The sequence below is a fragment of the Collinsella aerofaciens ATCC 25986 genome (assembly GCF_964239575.1).
GTDB classification, from domain to species: Bacteria; Actinomycetota; Coriobacteriia; order Coriobacteriales; family Coriobacteriaceae; genus Collinsella; species Collinsella aerofaciens_BQ.
Genome location: NZ_CAXSQQ010000001.1, coordinates 352,523 through 369,678 on the forward strand (window position 1 = coordinate 352,523; position 17,156 = coordinate 369,678).

At 59.5% G+C, this 17,156-nt stretch carries 11 protein-coding genes; all 11 read right to left on the reverse strand.

Features of this window, described 5'->3' with window-relative positions:
* Nucleotides 1-1,239, reverse strand: coding sequence for a glycoside hydrolase family 88/105 protein (locus ACESUZ_RS01740; protein ID WP_347478098.1), 1,239 nt, complete (start codon nt 1,237-1,239; stop codon nt 1-3).
* A gap of 107 nt (nt 1,240-1,346) precedes the next feature.
* Nucleotides 1,347-2,015: an SGNH/GDSL hydrolase family protein gene (locus tag ACESUZ_RS01745; protein WP_373198124.1), complete on the reverse strand. Its 669-nt coding sequence runs from the start codon at nt 2,013-2,015 to the stop codon at nt 1,347-1,349.
* 47 nt (nt 2,016-2,062) lie between these two features.
* Nucleotides 2,063-4,252: a pectinesterase family protein gene (locus ACESUZ_RS01750; RefSeq protein ID WP_373198125.1), complete on the reverse strand. Its 2,190-nt coding sequence runs from the start codon at nt 4,250-4,252 to the stop codon at nt 2,063-2,065.
* A gap of 134 nt (nt 4,253-4,386) precedes the next feature.
* Nucleotides 4,387-5,982, reverse strand: coding sequence for a glycoside hydrolase family 28 protein (locus ACESUZ_RS01755; protein WP_373198126.1), 1,596 nt, complete (start codon nt 5,980-5,982; stop codon nt 4,387-4,389).
* A 115-nt stretch (nt 5,983-6,097) separates the two neighbouring features.
* Nucleotides 6,098-7,657: an MFS transporter gene (locus tag ACESUZ_RS01760; protein WP_373198127.1), complete on the reverse strand. Its 1,560-nt coding sequence runs from the start codon at nt 7,655-7,657 to the stop codon at nt 6,098-6,100.
* Nucleotides 7,658-8,031: 374 nt separating this feature from the next.
* Nucleotides 8,032-9,516 carry a UxaA family hydrolase gene (locus ACESUZ_RS01765; RefSeq protein WP_373198128.1) on the reverse strand — a complete coding sequence of 495 codons (1,485 nt, stop codon included), beginning with the start codon at nt 9,514-9,516 and terminating at the stop codon, nt 8,032-8,034.
* Nucleotides 9,517-9,596: 80 nt separating this feature from the next.
* A complete protein-coding gene (locus ACESUZ_RS01770) occupies nt 9,597-11,111 on the reverse strand; it encodes a tagaturonate reductase (RefSeq protein ID WP_373198129.1) in 1,515 nt (504 codons plus the stop codon).
* 96 nt (nt 11,112-11,207) lie between these two features.
* A complete protein-coding gene (gene uxaC, locus ACESUZ_RS01775) occupies nt 11,208-12,632 on the reverse strand; it encodes a glucuronate isomerase (RefSeq protein WP_373198130.1) in 1,425 nt (474 codons plus the stop codon).
* A 460-nt stretch (nt 12,633-13,092) separates the two neighbouring features.
* Complete coding sequence (locus ACESUZ_RS01780) at nt 13,093-14,172, reverse strand: substrate-binding domain-containing protein (protein WP_196022528.1); 1,080 nt, start codon at nt 14,170-14,172, stop codon at nt 13,093-13,095.
* A 144-nt stretch (nt 14,173-14,316) separates the two neighbouring features.
* Nucleotides 14,317-14,517, reverse strand: coding sequence for a hypothetical protein (locus tag ACESUZ_RS01785; protein ID WP_006234772.1), 201 nt, complete (start codon nt 14,515-14,517; stop codon nt 14,317-14,319).
* Nucleotides 14,518-14,719: 202 nt separating this feature from the next.
* Nucleotides 14,720-17,047: a ferrous iron transporter B gene (gene feoB / locus ACESUZ_RS01790; RefSeq protein WP_373198131.1), complete on the reverse strand. Its 2,328-nt coding sequence runs from the start codon at nt 17,045-17,047 to the stop codon at nt 14,720-14,722.
* Between the last annotated feature and the right edge of the window lie 109 nt (nt 17,048-17,156).

Sequence of the window (17,156 nt, forward strand, 5' to 3'; positions counted from 1 at the left end):
TTATTCACATCCCTTATGAGCGTTGATGCCCGGGGTGTATCCGCCAAACGGGTCCTCGATGGAGCACACGCCCGAGGGGGCGAGCGGATCGCGCTTACCGGCCAGCTTGTCGTGATGCATGGTCTCGATATAGGCAAGCACCAGCGGCGCCACACCCTTTGCATCATTTTTGACCACGGGCTCGCTCATGTAGTAATCAAACGTGCCCTCGCGGTGCGCGGTGTTGCCCAGGCCCGCAACCAGGCAGATGTTGTCGAGCGCCAGCTGCCCGCCATACTCGGACAGGCAGGTCTCGCAGATGCCGTCGAAGGCGCGACGGCCGTACTGGTAGTAACGCTCGCCCAGCACGCCCAGACGCACGCCCTTCATGATGGCGTTGGCAAAGATGGCGCTGCCCGACTCCTCCAGGTAGTTGGGGGCGATATTGGGCAGGTTGATGACCTGGTGCCACATGCCGGTCTTCTCGTCCTGATACGGCAGCATGGCGTCGATCAGATCGTGGAACATCTTGCGGATCTCGTCCTTCTCGGCCGACATCGAAGGCGGCATAAGCTCCCAGGTGTCGATGAGCGCCATGGCAAACCAGCCCTCGGCGCGCAGCCAGAAGTTAGCCGAAAGGCCGGTGACCGGGTCGCACCAGAACTGTTTGCGGCTCGCGTCGTAAGCGTGATAGTACAGACCGTTGAGGGGGTTGCGCATCAGGTCATGCACAACCTGGAACATATGGAAGCTGTCCGAGCAGGCACGACGGTTGTGGAAGCTCAGCTCATACTGCATGTAGAACGGCTGCGCCATATACATGCCGTCGAGCCAGATCTGGTTGGGGTAGACGGCCTTGTGCCAAAACACGCCCTCTTTGGTGCGCGGCTGGGTCTCGAGCTGGCGGTAGATGGTATCCATGGCGGCGCGATACTTGGGCTTGCCCACCAGGTCATAGAGCTTGTAGAGGGTCTTGCCCGCATTGACGTTATCGAGGTTGTACTCCTGCGGGTTGTAATGCTTGATGGTACCGTCGTCCTGGACAAAAAAATCGATGTAGTCGTCGGCGAAAGTCAGGTAGCGCTGCTCACCCGTGATCTCATACAGTTCAATGAGCGCCTTGATCATGCAGCCGTCAATATAGTTCCAGGTGTTCTCCTTGCCGGCGCGAATCTTTTCGATATTCCAAGCCGGCGCCTGCGGCGTAGAGGTTTCGATCAACTGCTCGATATAACGGTCCAGGATTTGATTGCAACCCATTGCTGTCCCCTCTGACATAAACGATAGGTGAACGTTACCCCTAGTGTAACGCGAACGAGGAATATAGGGTGAACGTTAACCCTATATTCCTCGCGAACGGCAGACTTTTAGCGGCAAACGGCGGTGAGACCCGCGGCGATGCGATGCGCCAGGCGCTCATAGCCGGCAGGGCTGTAGTGCAGACCGTCCGGCATATAGAGCTCGCGGTGCTCCGGCAAAAACGGGCTGATACCGCTTTGCGCATACAGGTCAATCACCGGCACGGAGTAGCGGTCACAGACCTCGAGCATCGCTCGCACGTAGGCGACCTGCGTCAACCCCAAATGGTTCGCCTCGTCGCTTGCCGGGATATCCTTCTCGTGCTTGCCGCTCGTCTTGCACGGCGTCATAAACACGAGCTTTGCCCGAGGCGAGCGCGCCGTGATGGTTCGGATCAGATAGTCGACCGCACCGTAGAACTCATGCACGTCCGTGCTGCCCAGCTCTCCAAGCGGCACGTTGCGGCTAAAGTCGTTAACGCCGCCAAAGACAACATAGACATCGGCCGCATCGTCGATGCCGTCCAAGCGCTCGACAAATGAATCGGTACGGTCGGCCTTGATGGCAATACGCGAACCCTTGATGCCAAAGTTCTCGACGACTGCACCTCCCAGCAACGCGCCCAAATGCGAGGTCCACGAGATGTCGTTGCCTCCCCCACCGCAGCCGTTGTCGCCCCAGGTCGTTGAGTCGCCAAAGCAGCAAATGGTCGATTCACTCAAGCTCTTCGTTTCCATAATCTTCTCCTCATCCGCCCATCGGCGGTCATACAGGAACGTACCGTTTATTCGCAGCATGCCGAGGGGCTATGCACGGGGGCGCATTCCGCAACGTGCGAATCGAGCCATTCGATATCCTCGGCAAGATATGTCACGCCCAGATGGTGTTCACCCGGACATACCTCGTGCCGCAGGCCATCTCTGCGACCCAGCAACTTGTAGGCATCGCGCACGATCTCGAGCTGCTCGTCAACATTTTTCAGCCCGCGCGCACCGTTCAGATGATCCTCTTCGCAGCTCTGCACCAACAGCGGGCGCGGCGCGATGAGCGAGGCAATATCGCCCATGTCGAGTAAGCGCCAAAGTCCGGGTGTGTAGTTGCAGCTGCAATTGCCATTGAGGTGCAGCAGTGAATCACCGACACCGTACAGATAGCCCGAGACAAACGCCTTGCGCACACGCGGGTCGAGTGCGGCCAGGTACAACGTCATGTAGCCGCCACCCGAAAAACCAAAGCAACCCAAGTCATCCATGGCAATGTCGCCGCGCGCCTCCAAGTAATCGATCAAGCGCATGTTGTCCCAGACGTTGAGGCCCGCAACCGTAAGACCCAGTGGCTCGGCCATACGTGCCTGGTTTAGGCACGTCCCTCGCAAGTAGTTGTTCTCGTCATCGCCCTGGCCCTTCCAGTCACGACGGTATCCCCAGCCGCGAGCGTCGGGGCAGACGGCCACGTAGCCCATGCGCGCTAAACGCAGACCGTAGTCGTAATTGAACTTACGCACGGCATCATCGACCGCCGGCACGCCCGCAACACCGGCTACGCTAGCAGCGCCCGCTCCCTGATGGCCATGCGGGCAGATATAACAGCGTTTGAGTCCCCGCTCATCAAGCTTAGGATGAGACGGTTCCAACAGGTAGAACGGCATCCAAACATCGCGCTCGACCTGCAACATCGCATGGGTGCGCACGATGCCGCCGGCAACCCGCACGCGGCTGAGCTCACGAATCTCAATCGGGACGCGGTCCATAAGCGAAAGGCCCAAAACATCGTACAGACGAGTCCTGGTCGCAATCTTCCATGCCTCAAAATCTGCAGGAGTCTTGCCCGTAAAAGCAGCCGAACGCCCCTCGCGCTTCAGCCGGGCACGCAGCGCAGGTTCGTCTTCGCAGTACGTCTCGATGTGCACGGTGCGGCCGTTGGCAGACAGTTCAGCCGTCTCAACCGCATCACCGTCGCCGCCCTCGGGATCCCAGCCATCCCCACCGGCAAGCACCTGCTCGCGAGCGTACCCGGCGGCAGCCATCACATCGAGTTCATTCGCCCACGGCACCCAGCCGGTAGTATCACCCGCCGGCCCATGCAGAATCGCGCCAGCATACTGCACGCAGTTGTGTGCCGCCGGCTTATTCCAATCCCACCAGCCTTCGCGCTTGACATGTCGCCCCAGCCAGCAATCGATCAGCACAGTTTGCGCCCATTCGCGCCAAGGACGACCCAGGTAGACCGAATCCGGCGCCACGCCATCCGGAGCTGTAAACGAACAGCCGTGGAACACAAAGCCGTGCGGCTCGCCTTCGGGCGTCGACGCCGCCGTCACGTAGCCGTTCACGTCCATATCGCGGTTGAGCGAGCGAATCTCGCACCCCTCAAAGTAGGCACGCGCGCCGCCAAAGATAAAGTCGACATCGCCCTCGATCCGGCAACGTCGAAAATACTGGCGCCCCACCCGGCGCGGCGCATACTGTTTGGGTCCTATAAACCCGCCCGGTTTGGCCTCATACGGCGGCAGCGGACCCAAAAACAGCGTGTCTTGGTGTCCCTTAATGCAGCAGGCATCGACAACCAGACGGTCGCCATCAGCATACAGGGCAATCGCCTGACCGACCTCGCGCCCATCGCCCGCATCGTTTTCGATCGTGAGGTTCTCGAGCCGTACGTCGTCGGCATCGACCAAAACGGTATAGGTCCTAAACGTGCCGAGCGTGCCGTCGACGCCCGAGCCGTCCTCCGAAGGCATCTTGGCACCCAGGCTGCCCACGATACGCACGCTGTCGGCCGTCTCTCCCTCAATCGTCACATGCGAGCGACGAATCTCGACCCGTTCGCGGTACTCACCCGGCTCGATATGGATTGTCACCGGCCGTCCGTCATTCGGACAGGATTCGTCAATTGCCTCCAAGACCTTAGAGATACTGTGATATGTCCCCGCACGCTCGAGCGAAACCTCAAAAAATCGTCTCTCACTCATCATCAGTCACCGCGTCCTTTCGTCGTAGACCGTCTACGTTGCAGTTTCGGCATATAAAAAGTTCGCGCAATGGGTCGGGAAGGCCCTGCCCATCGCGCGCCGCGACATACCGAATGTAATTGTTTAGGAGCAAACGCCTACGCACGGATAACCTTGTCGACGTTCTGGAGCTGCAGTTCCTCGCCGTCCTGGCCCTCGATCACCACATTTTGCAGGTCGAGTACCTTGACGTTTTGCGCGATGATGCCCTGACGCACCATGGGCTCAACGCCACAGGCCATGGCCGGAACAAAGGGCTCGGCATCCGGCGCGAAGGTCACGTGGACATCCTGGAACGTCAGACGCGTTACTTTGCTCTCGGGCAGACCCGTGATATAGGCCGCGGCAGCATGGCAGTTGGTGGCCTCGATATCGCAAAACGTCGTGGCACCAAAGCCGGGCGTGCGGTCGTCGACAGGCAGCGCCTCGCGAGACTGCACGTAATCGGTCTTGCCGTCCTTGTCACAGAAGTAGAAGGAGTTGACCACGAAGGGCGTGAGCACCTCGTCCATGCGAATGTGCTCAAAGGTAATGCCCTCGTTGACGGCATCCTTGCCGCGCCCGCGGCGGGTCTTGACGCGCAGGCCGCGGTCGGTGCGCTCAAAGAGGCACTTGCTCACGGTAAGGTCCTTGATGCCGCCGGCGGCCTCTGAACCCAGGACCACGGCGCCGTGACCATCGTGCATGTAGCAGTGAGAGATCAGCACGTCGTGCGTAGCGGGACGAAGCTCGGGCTCAATGCCCAGCTTGCCGCTCTTGATGGCGATGCAGTCATCGCCCACCGAGAACTGACAGCCAAGGATGCGGACAAAGCCGCAGCTCTCGGGATCGAAACCGTCAGTGTTGTGGGAGTTCTTGGGACCCTCGATCGACAGGCAAAGCGCGTCGACATGCTCGCACAGGACGGGATGGATATTCCACGCCGGGCTGTTGCGCACGGTAAAGCCGGCAAGGCTCACGTTTTGGCACTCGGACAGGAAGATCATGCGCGGACGGGCGACCTCGCGGCCCTCCTCGGGACGGAAGATGTTCTTAAAGTCCTTGTTCCACCAGTTGTCCTCGGCAAAATCGGTCTGACCGTCAATCGCGCCGCGACCATAGATGCACACGTCGTGCACGCCCAGACCCGTAAAGGTAGAACAGTATGTCGAGAAGCTCTCCCCCTCCCAGCGGCCCAGGGGCAGCATATCGGTACCGGCATAACCGGCACCCTCGTTGCCCGTGACCGTACCCGGAATGTAGGCAAGCGCGGCACGATCGTGGCGGGCCAGCAGCACTGCCCCGTCGGCGAGCTCGATGTTGATATTGCTCTTAAGGAAGAGGGACTTGATACGATAGCTACCGGCGGGAATCAGCACGCGCCCGTCCTTGGGACAGGCCATGATGGCAGCCTGGATGTTGGTGGTGTCATCATGCTCGGCATCGCCCTTGGCGCCACAGTCGCGAACGTTGATGGTAAAGGGCTCAGCCGGCGTGGTGACACCTACGCTCAGCTCACGCTCGCCACAAACAAAACGAACCAGGTTGCGCTTGCCGGGGGTCAGGCCGTCGACATAGGTCTCGACCGTATTCGTGGTACCGGCGGGCTCGTCGTTGACAAAGATCTCCCACGTATCGGCGCAGGTAAAGTAACCGCCGTCGTCAAGCTCGATCACGGCCGCGCGGGCGTTGCGCCAGATAACGTTCGTCTCCATGGGTTTCTCCCTCAAAAAGATGCTCTAAAGGCAAATTGTACGCTGTTGAAAAAGGGCCGTGCCTGCCGGCGGAATTCCGGTGGCACGGCCCTGTGATTTGGACGATATGTCGGCCTTACTCGGCGGGAGTTACGCTACCGTCCTGGAAGCCAACGTTGTTGTGGGCAAAGCAGTCCTCGTACTTAAAGCCGGAGAGCTCCTCGCAAAGCGCCTTGACCTCGGGCTTGACGTCGGCCATCTTGCCACCCTCCTTGACTCGGTGAATCTCGTCGCAAAGGACGTCGCACTGCTCCTTGTCGATCTTGATGCCGCGGGCAAGGACGGCTGCAAGCAGGAAGAAGCCGGCGCAGCCGATGATCATGTAGCCGCAGATATACAGAGGTACGGTAGCGGGCTGGGTCACGGCGTCGCTATTGCCGGCGGTCTGAATGAAGCCGGAGGCAGCAAGGACGATAGCCCATACGTTGACGACGATAGCCTGGGCGATCTGCTGGCAGAGCTGCTGAGCGGAGCTGTAGATACCCTCGCGACGACGCAGGGTGATGAGCTCATCGACATCGGGGATGTAGTTGAGCAGAACATCGGGCAGGTACTGGAAGCCGACGTAGAAGAACTTCCAGATGGCGAAGATGATGGGGTAGGCGATCATGGCGATGGCGACCGTGGAGGTGCCGTTGATCTGACCAAAGGCGAAGTAGTTGAAGGCGATGATGCACGCAGCGCAACCGACATTTGCCAGGTACCAAGACTTGTGGAAGCCCTTCTTGGCCATGAGGGCGACCCAGATGGCGGTGCAGACGATAGCGACGACCTTGCCAGGCATCTCCATCACGGACTCGTAGGACTTAGGAATCTGCAGGCAGTAGACGATGAAGAAGGACAGGCACGCAGACCAGCAGGCAGCAGCGAGCTTCGTGGAGACCTGTGCATACAGGACCTTGCGGAAGGACTTGTTGCGGAAGGTGGAGATAACGTCGATAAAGAACTTCTTGATGCCCTCGCCGACGCTCTCGATCTTCTCCTGAGCGACCTCCTCGGGGGTGTGCTCCCACGTGGACAGGTATACGCAGAGCAGCGAGATTGCCATGACCGAAGCGTTGACCGTAGCAATGATGAAGTAGCTGAACGGGTTGGTCTCGCCGAAGGTGCCAAAGCCAAAGCCGACGAGTGCAGCCATCAGGAAGCCGGCGGCGTTACCTAAGAGATGCTTGTAGCCGGTGAGGTACGTACGCTCCTTAAAGTCGTCGGTCATCTCGATGGTAAGCGGCGACAGGTTGGCGGTGCAGAACGTGTACGCGACGTTGTAGATCAGGTACAGCACAAAGTAGTACGGGAAGCCAAACGGCGTAGCCACGAAGATGAGCGGCTCGGCGATCATCATCGGGATGGCCAGCAAGATCCAGAAACGACGACGACCAAAGATGCGGCCAATCTTGGTGGCATAGAAGTTATCGGCCACAAAACCCATCAGCGGGCAAAGAATGGCGTTGACATAGATGGCAAACGAGCTGATCAGTGCAGCCTCGCCTGCGGACAGGCCACACTCCGTGGACAGGAACAGCACCATGTAGCTGTGCGTAAAGGTCAGGGCACCGGAATTGAGCATACCGCCCATACCAAAGCCCAAGCGCGTCCAGAATGTGATCTTACGCTTTTTTCCGATCTTATTAGTCATCGAGCTCCCTCTCTTTTCTCGATTGTCTTGTAACAAGACACTGGAGTCCATACCGACGTCTGTCTGTATGTCGTCCACTGGTAAGGTGAACGTTTAGCTAGATTATGCGCGATTACTTATGATAGGTGAACGTTCACTTGAATAATATCCTTGAACGGTCGTTTTTTATCGCTGAACGGATATATAACTCGAAACAATCTCGATTACAGGGGCATTAACTGGGTTATGCTTTTTGAGCAATTAGGTGAACGTTTATTATTTCGCCCCTCGTGCCCCTATAAAGACGCGCCATAACAGACAGAACAAAATGGCCCCGCCGGGAACACTCCCGACGGAGCCATGGTCAATAGCGCCCTATACGGACTTGTTTGCCACTACAGGCAGACGCCGTCCTTCCAGATACTGATCTCGTGGCAGCCGCGGCGCTCGGCACTCGTTAGCTTACCGCTCGCTGTATCCAGTACCAGCTGATACAGGTCGCGGGCAGCCTCGTCGAGTGTGCGTTCGCCTGTGGCAATCACGCCGGCGTTAAAGTCCATCCAGTTGGCCTTGTGGTCGCACAGACGCTGATTGGTGAACACCTTGAGGGTGGGCGCCGGTGCACCAAACGGCGTGCCGCGTCCAGTCGAGAACAGAATCACGTGACAGCCAGCAGCCGTCAACGCCGTGGTGGATACCATGTCGTTGCCCGGGCCGCACAGCATGTTCAGGCCATGCTTGGTGACCTGACCGGCATACGGCAGCACGTCGACAATGGGTGCGGAGCCGCCCTTCTGCACGCAGCCGCAACTCTTGTCCTCGAGCGTGGTGATGCCACCGTCCTTGTTACCGGGACTCGGGTTCTCGTAGACCACCTCACCATGGCTAATAAAGTAATCCTTAAAACCGTTAAGCATGTCAGAGGCAGCGTTAAAGACCTGCTCGTCCTCACATCGGTCGAGCAGGATGCTCTCCGCGCCAAACATCTCGGGCACTTCGGTGAGCACCGACGTGCCGCCACGGGCGACGACCATATCGCTCACGCGACCGATCGTGGGGTTGGCGGTAATGCCCGAAAGACCGTCGGAGCCGCCACACTTAAGACCAATGACCAGCTCGGAGGCCGGAATGGGCTCGCGCTTGGACTGCTTTGCCAGGTCTGCCAGCTCGGCCAGAATCTTGTGGCCCTCGATTTGCTCGTCGGCTACATCCTGGCAGGTGAGAAAGCGAACGCGCTCGTGATCGAAGTCACCGAGCTCGTCGAGCACCTGCTGGTGTGTGCAGTTCTCGCAACCGAGCGACAGGAACAGCACGCCGGCCGCATTAGGGTGACGCGAGAGCGCCACCAGCAGACGACGCGTCTGGACATGGTCGGCGCCGGTCTGCGAGCAACCGAACGGATGCGGGAAGTAGTAGACGCCCTCCAGCGAGCCATCGACCAGATCCTGGGCCTGCTCGCACATGGCACGGGCGACTTCGTTGACACAGCCGACCGTGGGGATGATCCACAGCTCGTTGCGCGTCGCGGCACGACCGTCGGCGCGGCGGAACCCCATAAAGGTCTCGGGCTCAACCGACTCAACGACCGGATGCGTGGGGTTGTAGGTGTACTCGACCTCGCCCGAAAGGTTGGTCTTCACATTGTGCGTGTGGAGCCACTGACCGGGCTGGACATCGCCCGTCACGTGTCCGATAGGAAGGCCGTACTTAATGACGTCCTCGCCGGCGGCAATCGAGCGCACCGCCATCTTATGGCCCTGCGGAATATCCTCCGCGGCCACGACCTCGCCCACCCCGGGAACCGCGACGGCGGTGCCCTTGGCAAGCGGCGACAGCGCGACGATCACGTTGTCGGCCGGATTGATCTGGATAGTGTTCATTGCAAATGGTCCTAACCCTACAGGTTGAGCAGAAGTCGAGACGCGGGCACGCCGTCCCACGCCCGCGTCTGCGCGGAAATTTACGCCTGAGCGTTGGCGAAGGCCTGCTTGGCACCCTCGGTGCGCACGACGGCGAGCGCACTGACGACAAACTCCTCAAGACCGGCGATCTGCGTAAGGTCCTCGCCCCACATCTGCTCGTTGGTGAGCACGTCGTGCACCAGCTGGGCATCGTCGGCACCGGCGTGGGCGGCGTAGAAATCGAGTACGAAGGCGTCGTCCTGAGCGGTGTACTCGGTGCCGTCGGAGCGACGCAGGTGCAGGCCGTCGCCCTCGCGGGACACGAGCTCCTGCGTGTAGAAGGAGATGAGCGTAGCGAGGCTCGTCGCCAGGCACTTGGGCAGGTTGCCGGTCTCGGCAACGTAGTCCTTGAGCGTGGGCAGGTCGCGAGCGCGCCACTTAGCCGTGGAGTTGAGGCAGATGGAGAGCAGCACATGATCAATAAACGGGTTGTCGAAGCGGTTTTCGACGGCGGCGGCAAAGGCCTTGCAGTCCTCGACATCCAAGTCGGCGGCAAGCGTCGGAATGACCTCGTCGTAGAGCATGGTGTTCATGAAGCCGCGAATGGTCTCGTCATGCATGCAGTCGCGCACGATATCAAAGCCGGCAACCCAGGAACCCGGAACGAAGGCGGTATGGGCACCGTTGAGGATGCGGACCTTGCGCTTTTTGTACGGGGTGACGTCGGGAGTCACAAAGACACCCGGAAGACCAGCCTTCACAAAGGGAAGCTTCTCGGCAAGCGACTCGTCGCCCTGGATGCCCCACATCTGGAAGGGCTCGCGCACGGCCAGGAAGGGATCCTCGTAGCCCAGACGCTCGGCAACCGCCGCGGCCTCCTTAGGATCGCGGATGCGGCCGGGGACGATGGTGTCGACGAGCGTGGTGCAGACGGTGCAGTCGTTAGCCATCCACTGCGCAAACTCGTCCTCCCAGCCCCAGTCGCTCACATACTGGTTCATGATGCGCAGCAACTCCTCGCCGTTGTGATCGATGAGCTCGCAGGCGAGGACGATGACGCCCGGCTTACCGGCAGCCCAGCGGGTGTGGAGCACCTGGGCAAGCTTGGCGGGGAAGCTCGCAGGTGGCATGTCGTCGACCTTGCAGGACGGGTCATAGGCGATACCGGCCTCGGTGGTGTTGGAGACGATGATCTCTAGGTCGTCGGAGACGGCGACCTCCATCATGGCGCGATAGTCGTCCTCACGATACGGGTTAAGGCAGCGGCTGCAGGCGCTGATCACGCGGGACTCGTCAACCGTGTTGCCGTTCTCCTTGCCGCGCACCAGCACGGTGTACAGGTCGTCCTGGGCATTGATACCGTCGGCAAAGCCAAAGGCACCGCTGATGGGCTGCACCATGACGACCTTGCCGTTCCAGCCGGTGGCCTCGTTGCCCATGTCAAAGAAACGGTCGACGAAGGCGCGCAGGAAATTGCCCTCGCCAAACTGCAGAACCTTCTCGGGAGCATCCTTGGGCAGCAAATAGCCCTTGTAGCCGATCTTCTCGAGCGCATCGTAGCTGATGTTCTCCATCTGTGTCTCTCCTTAGATAGCTGTTAGCGTGCAAGCAAAACAGGGGCGCCGCGTGTGGCAACGGCGCTCCCGAGTTCGATGTGATTTGATGCGGGCTTAGGCCTCGACGGTGTCCAGGTCAAAGCCAAAGTAGCGGACCGCATTGTTGTAGCTGATGTCGCGTACAACCTCGCCCAGCAGCTCCATGTCGGCCGGATACTTGCCCTGCTCAACCCACTCGCCGATCACGCTGCACAGCACGCGACGGAAATACTCGTGGCGCGGATAGGACAGGAAGGAGCGGGAGTCGGTGAGCATGCCGACAAAGTTGCCCAGGACGCCCTCGTTGGCCAGAGCCGTGAGCTGCTCGCGCATACCGACCTCGTTGTCGTTGAACCACCAGGCGGAACCGTTCTGGATCTTACCGGCAGTCGGAGCCTCCTGGAAACAGCCCATCACGGTATCGATCATGGTGTTGTCGATGGGGTTCAGACTGTACAGGATGGTCTTGGGCAGGCCGCAAGTCTCCTGAATGGAGTTGAGGAAATCGGCGAGCTGGTCGGACGGCGTGTAGTTGGAGATGCAGTCGTAGCCGGTATCGGGACCGAGCTTGGCAAACATGGCGCGATTGTTGTCGCGCTTGCAGCCAAAGTGCAGCTGCATGGCCCAGCCCAGACGGACATACTCGCCAGCGACAAACTGCATAAAGGCAGTCTTGTACTTGAGGACCTCTTCCTCGGTAAGCGGCTCGGCAGCCAGACCCTTGGCAAAGATAGCCTCGATCTCGTCGGCGGTAGCCGGGACGTACATAACGTAGTCGAGTGCGTGGTCGGATGCGCGGCAGCCCAGCTCGTGAGCAACGTCGTAGCGCTTGGAAATGGCAGCCTTCATGCCCTCAAAGTCGCTGACCTCAACGCCGGCAACCTCGGAGAGGTGCTTGCAGTAGTCGGCAAACTCCTGGCCGCGCTCGATGCGCAAAGCGGCATCGGGGCGCATGGCGGGAACGACCTGAACGTCAAAGCTGTCGGCGGCAATCTTCTTGTGCCACTCAAAGCTGTCGGCGGGGTCGTCAGTAGTGCAGATCATGCGGACGTTGGACTGCTTGATCAGGTTGCGGCAGGTGAAACTGGCCTCGGCGAGCTTGGCGTTGGCAAGGTCCCAAACCTCCTGGGCAGTCTTGCCGTTGAGGACGCCCTCGTAGCCAAAGTAGCGCTTAAGCTCCAGGTGGCTCCACTCAAAGACGGGGTTGCCGACGCAGCGACCCAGGGTCTCGGCCCACTTTTGGAACTTCTCGCGAGCAGGGGCGTCGCCAGTGATAAAGCGCTCGTCGACGCCGTTGGCACGCATCAGGCGCCACTTGTAGTGGTCGCCGCCCAGCCAAACCTCGGTGATGTTCTCGAAACGCTTGTCCTCCCAAATCTCCTTGGGAGAAATGTGGCAGTGGTAGTCGACGATGGGCATGCCCTCGGCAAAGTTGTGGAACAGCTCCTCGCCGGTCTTGGTGCTCAGCAGGAAATCCTGATCGTCCATGAAGTTTTTCATCAAACAACCCCTTTGTTTGCGGAGCGGGCGCACAATACGCTCGTCATCCTCTAGGTGAACGTTCACCATACTAATCCATTACGACTCAAAAGGTGAACGTTCACCTAACAACCATGGGGTGAACGGTAGGTTTTGCCCGTTCAACGGTTGCCGGAGCTGTGACTTGCATGCATTGCGGACCGGTTGGCGTCCCCGAACACCGAACTTGAGCGCTTTTGCTCAGGTGGGTCATGTCCCGACGTACATTTTTGGGAGTATTCAGCATTGGAGCGCGCCGTGCGCCATCCTCAGCGTCCTATTTGGAACGCAGATAGCGCCCGATCGGCATAAAAAGTGCCCCCGATGGCAAATTACGCCATCGGGGGCACTTAAAACAGTCGTTCTGCACCTCATTCAGGGCATGCCAATGCTGAATACTCCCAAAAATGCACGTCGCAAGAGGGGGTACCTGCTCAATCGGCTAAATACCCGCAAGTTCGCAGTAGCGGTCGACATTGCTGGCAAATACCATCTCGACGGCGCCCTTCTGGACGGGCTCCGTCGGGGTCCTTCCCCACAGCAAATAATCGCCCAGTGTCTTGGCGCCGCGATACGCCAGGCTCGTCGGGTCCTTATAGACAATATTGGTAAAGATACCGCGGCGCAAGGCCAGGGCGCTTTCGGGAAACAGGTCGTTGCCGATCACCATGACCCGACCGGCCTTGCCGGTCGAGACGAGCGCGTCGGCAACCACTTCGGAACCAACGGCAAAAACGCTACAGATAAGTTCGGGGGCGTCCGGCGCACTCAAGCGCTTTTCGAGCTCATGCTCGAGTTGTTTGACTTGCGCATGGGCACCTGCAAGATCCTCAACCTGCCATGGAATATCACGTTCGCGCAGGTAATTGTGGAAGGCGCGGGCGGTTAGATAGTGCGAATCGGTATATGGGTCGCCTGTCAAAAGGAGCACGCGGGCGTCGGCCCCAGAAGCATGGACCAGGTTTGCCGCCTGCTCGGCCATAAGGCTGCCTGCCGTCGAATAATCGGCCAAGCTCGCACCCAAACGATTCAAATGCGGACGGTCGCCGTCGACAAGCTCAATCGTCACGCCCGCCTCGGCGATCTGCCCCAAAAGCTCAGTCGCACGATCGTCGCCCGGCGCATAGGCGAGCAAGCCATCAATCTTCTCGCCCACCTGCAGACGCTCGTCGATTTGCTCGAGTGCATCAGCGTAGCCGCCCACGCCAAATTCAACGCGCTCAACCGTAATGCCCCGGTCGATGACCTCCTGTTCAAAGCGATTGCAGCCTTCCCACAGGTAACGGAAAAAGTACGCTCCCTCGCGCGATGCGCGGGGCAGGCAAAACACCAGATTGATATCCTTGCGGCGCAGGCTTGAGGCACTTGTGTTGCGGTGATAGCCCATGGCCTCGGCCTTAGCGTTCACCTTGGCGCGCACGGATTCGCTCACGCCGGCCTTTCCCGTCAGAGCCTTGTGCACGGTATTGATGGAAACGCCAAGCTCGGCGGCTATGTCCTTCATGGTTACGCGAGCGCTCATGCGGTTACTCCGTTATAGATAAGTTGCCAATTAATAGTCCAGTTAACGATACCCCAAAAATACTCTTCGACTCGCCGTGCTCTCCCTCAAATGCACAAAGCGCCCCGCGAACGGATGCCCGCGGAGCGCTTGGATGTCCGGACCTTATTTGATACCGCGACCCAAGTCTTCGGCGATTTTGTCTACGCCCTTAAGTGCAGCGCACGTCTTTTTGTTGGAGCAATGCCCCGTGCAAACGCCACCCTGAGCGCAGTCGGCGCAGGTGCCCTTGCGGTAGATGCGCACGCACACGGCGACAAACGCAACGCCGATAACAGCCAGTACAACAATATCGATAGGTGCCATAGCAAGCCTCCTCTAGTTAACCACCACTTACTTTACCCCATTCTCCACCTACCAAAAAGGGACAGGTTTATTTTGGTCGGTTTTATCTGCGGAAACGCCACATCTTAACTTCTGGGGCAAAGTAATCTGTCTCCCATGCACAAAAAGCCCGGGGTCGCTGGGACACCCGGGCTCGTGGAAAGGGGTTAATCCTTATTCGGACTTAGGCGGAAACTGCGGCGGAAGCAGTGTTGGTCTCGTCCTCGTCCGTCCATGCATGCTTGGGCATGGGACGGAAAATCTGGAAGAGCATCGCGACCAGCAGCACGATAGCCACAACCGTCCAGAAGCCAAACTGACCCAGAACAAGCAGGTTGTAGAACTGGTTGATGAACAGGCCGATTACCCAAGCGAAGGCGCACTCGTAGCCGATGGCAATCGCGGTCCACTTGCCGGAGTCCATCTGGTTGCGGATAGTGCCCATGGCGGCAAAGCACGGGGCGCACAGCAGGTTGAAAGCGCCAAAGGCAACGCAAGCGCCCATAGTCGGGAACATGCCGGCAAACGCGGTCCACAGGCTCGGGTCGGTCTCGGCGGCGTCGGCAACGGACAGCAGCGAGCCGGCGGTGGCGACGACGTTCTCCTTGGCGACGAGACCCGAGACGGTCAGCGCGGTGGCCTGCCAGGTGCTAAAGCCGAGCGGGGCGAAGATCCAAGCGACCAGGTTGCCGAGCATGGCAAGCACAGAGTAGTCCATGAACTCCTCGGGGATGCCGTCCATCGCAGGCAGGAAGCCAAAGGAACCGTTGTAGCTACCAAAGTTGGACAGGAACCAAACCACGACGGTGGACGCGAAGATGACCGTGCCGGCCTTCTTGATAAAGGCCCAGCAGCGCTCCCACACGTGCAGCGCCCAAGAGCGGATCGCCGGGAAGTGATAAGCCGGGAGCTCCATGACAAACGGGGTCGGGCGGCCGGCGAAGAGCTTGGTCTTCTTGAGCATGAGGCCCGAAGCGATGACGGCAAAGACGCCCAGGAAGTAGAACAGCGGGCTGATCCACGCGGCGGTGGTGGAAGAGTCACCGATGATGGAGCCCATGAGCAGGGCGATGATCGGCAGCTTAGCGCCACAGGGGATGAACGTGGTGGTCATGACCGTCATGCGGCGGTCCTTCTCGTTCTCGATGGTCTTGGTAGCCATGACGCCGGGGACGCCGCAGCCCGAGGACACGAGCATGGGGATGAAGGACTTACCGGACAGGCCAAAGCGGCGGAACACGCGGTCCATGATGAAGGCGACGCGGGCCATGTAGCCGCAGTCCTCCAGGAAGGACAGCATCACAAAGAGCAAGAACATCTGCGGCACAAAGCCGAAGATGGCACCCAGACCGCCGACGATGCCGTCGCAGACCAGCGAATCGACCAGACCGCCGTCCTCAGTGCCGCCCGCCACGAGGGCATCGTGCACCACGGTGGTGATACCCGGGACATAGGGGCCGTACTGCGCCGGGTCAACCGAGTCGGCATCGTCGCCCGCAGCCTCAACAGCTGCGTCATAGGCGTCGCGACCCTGACCGAGCACGTACCAGCCATCGGTACCAAAGAGCTGGTCGTTGGTGAAGTCGGTCACCGTGCCGCCCAGGGTGGAGACGGCGATGTAGTACACGCAGAACATGATGACCACAAAGATCGGCAGACCCAGGATACGGTTGGTAACCACGCGGTCGATCTTCTCGGAGGTGCTCATCTTGGCAGGAGCCTTGGTCATGCACTCGTCGATGATGTGGGCGATGACGCCGTAGCGCTCGCCGGTGATGATGGACTCGGCGTCGTCGTCGCAATCCTGCTCGCACTGGGCGACCAGCTGCTCTACGCGAGCGGCCTTCTCCTTGCTGAGGTTGATGAGCTTGCAGGCGTCCGCATCGCGCTCGAACAGCTTGACGGCGTAGTAGCGGCGCTTGTTGGCGGGAACGCTCGCCGGAAGGTTGTTCTCGATGTGGGACAGAACGTCCTCGATGGAGGAATCGAACTTGTGCTCCGGCACCTGGCCCTTGGAAGCAGCGGACTTCTTGACCTGCTCGAACAGCTCCGTGATGCCCTTGTTCTTAAGAGCCGAGATCATCATGACCGGGCAACCGAGCTTCTTGGAGAGCTTGTCCGTGTCGATCTTATCGCCGTTCTTCTCGACCAGGTCGGCCATGTTGAGGGCAACGACCACGGGCAGGCCGGTCTCGATAACCTGAAGCGCTAGGTACAGGTTACGCTCGAGGTTGGTGGCATCGACGACTTGGACGACAACATCGGGCTCGCCGCTCATGAGGTAATCGCGCGAGCACTGCTCCTCGGGGCTGTAGGGGGAAAGCGAGTAGATGCCAGGGAGGTCCGTGATGGTAACGTTCTTGTCGCTTAGGAGCTTGGCCTCCTTTTTCTCAACCGTGACGCCGGGCCAGTTGCCAACGTAGCCGTTGGCGCCGGTGATCAGGTTGAAAAGCGTGGTCTTGCCGCAGTTGGGGTTACCCGCCAGCGCGACATGGATCTGAGAATCCGCCATTCAATCCTTCTTCCTTGTGTGCCCGCGCTGCTTTCTCCGCGCAGGCTGGATAATGTGCTTCAAAGATGCTGCATTAAGTTAGAAAAACCTAACTTTATCTGCAGAAATA

Bases quoted from the DNA above. Each gene is read 5' to 3' on its own strand.
- ACESUZ_RS01740 (WP_347478098.1), bottom strand. From the start codon at position 1,239: ATGGGTTGCAATCAAATCCTGGACCGTTATATCGAGCAGTTGATCGAA.
- ACESUZ_RS01745 (WP_373198124.1), bottom strand. From the start codon at position 2,015: ATGGAAACGAAGAGCTTGAGTGAATCGACCATTTGCTGCTTTGGCGAC.
- ACESUZ_RS01750 (WP_373198125.1), bottom strand. From the start codon at position 4,252: ATGATGAGTGAGAGACGATTTTTTGAGGTTTCGCTCGAGCGTGCGGGG.
- ACESUZ_RS01755 (WP_373198126.1), bottom strand. From the start codon at position 5,982: ATGGAGACGAACGTTATCTGGCGCAACGCCCGCGCGGCCGTGATCGAG.
- ACESUZ_RS01760 (WP_373198127.1), bottom strand. From the start codon at position 7,657: ATGACTAATAAGATCGGAAAAAAGCGTAAGATCACATTCTGGACGCGC.
- ACESUZ_RS01765 (WP_373198128.1), bottom strand. From the start codon at position 9,516: ATGAACACTATCCAGATCAATCCGGCCGACAACGTGATCGTCGCGCTG.
- ACESUZ_RS01770 (WP_373198129.1), bottom strand. From the start codon at position 11,111: ATGGAGAACATCAGCTACGATGCGCTCGAGAAGATCGGCTACAAGGGC.
- uxaC (WP_373198130.1), bottom strand. From the start codon at position 12,632: ATGAAAAACTTCATGGACGATCAGGATTTCCTGCTGAGCACCAAGACC.
- ACESUZ_RS01780 (WP_196022528.1), bottom strand. From the start codon at position 14,172: ATGAGCGCTCGCGTAACCATGAAGGACATAGCCGCCGAGCTTGGCGTT.
- ACESUZ_RS01785 (WP_006234772.1), bottom strand. From the start codon at position 14,517: ATGGCACCTATCGATATTGTTGTACTGGCTGTTATCGGCGTTGCGTTT.
- feoB (WP_373198131.1), bottom strand. From the start codon at position 17,047: ATGGCGGATTCTCAGATCCATGTCGCGCTGGCGGGTAACCCCAACTGC.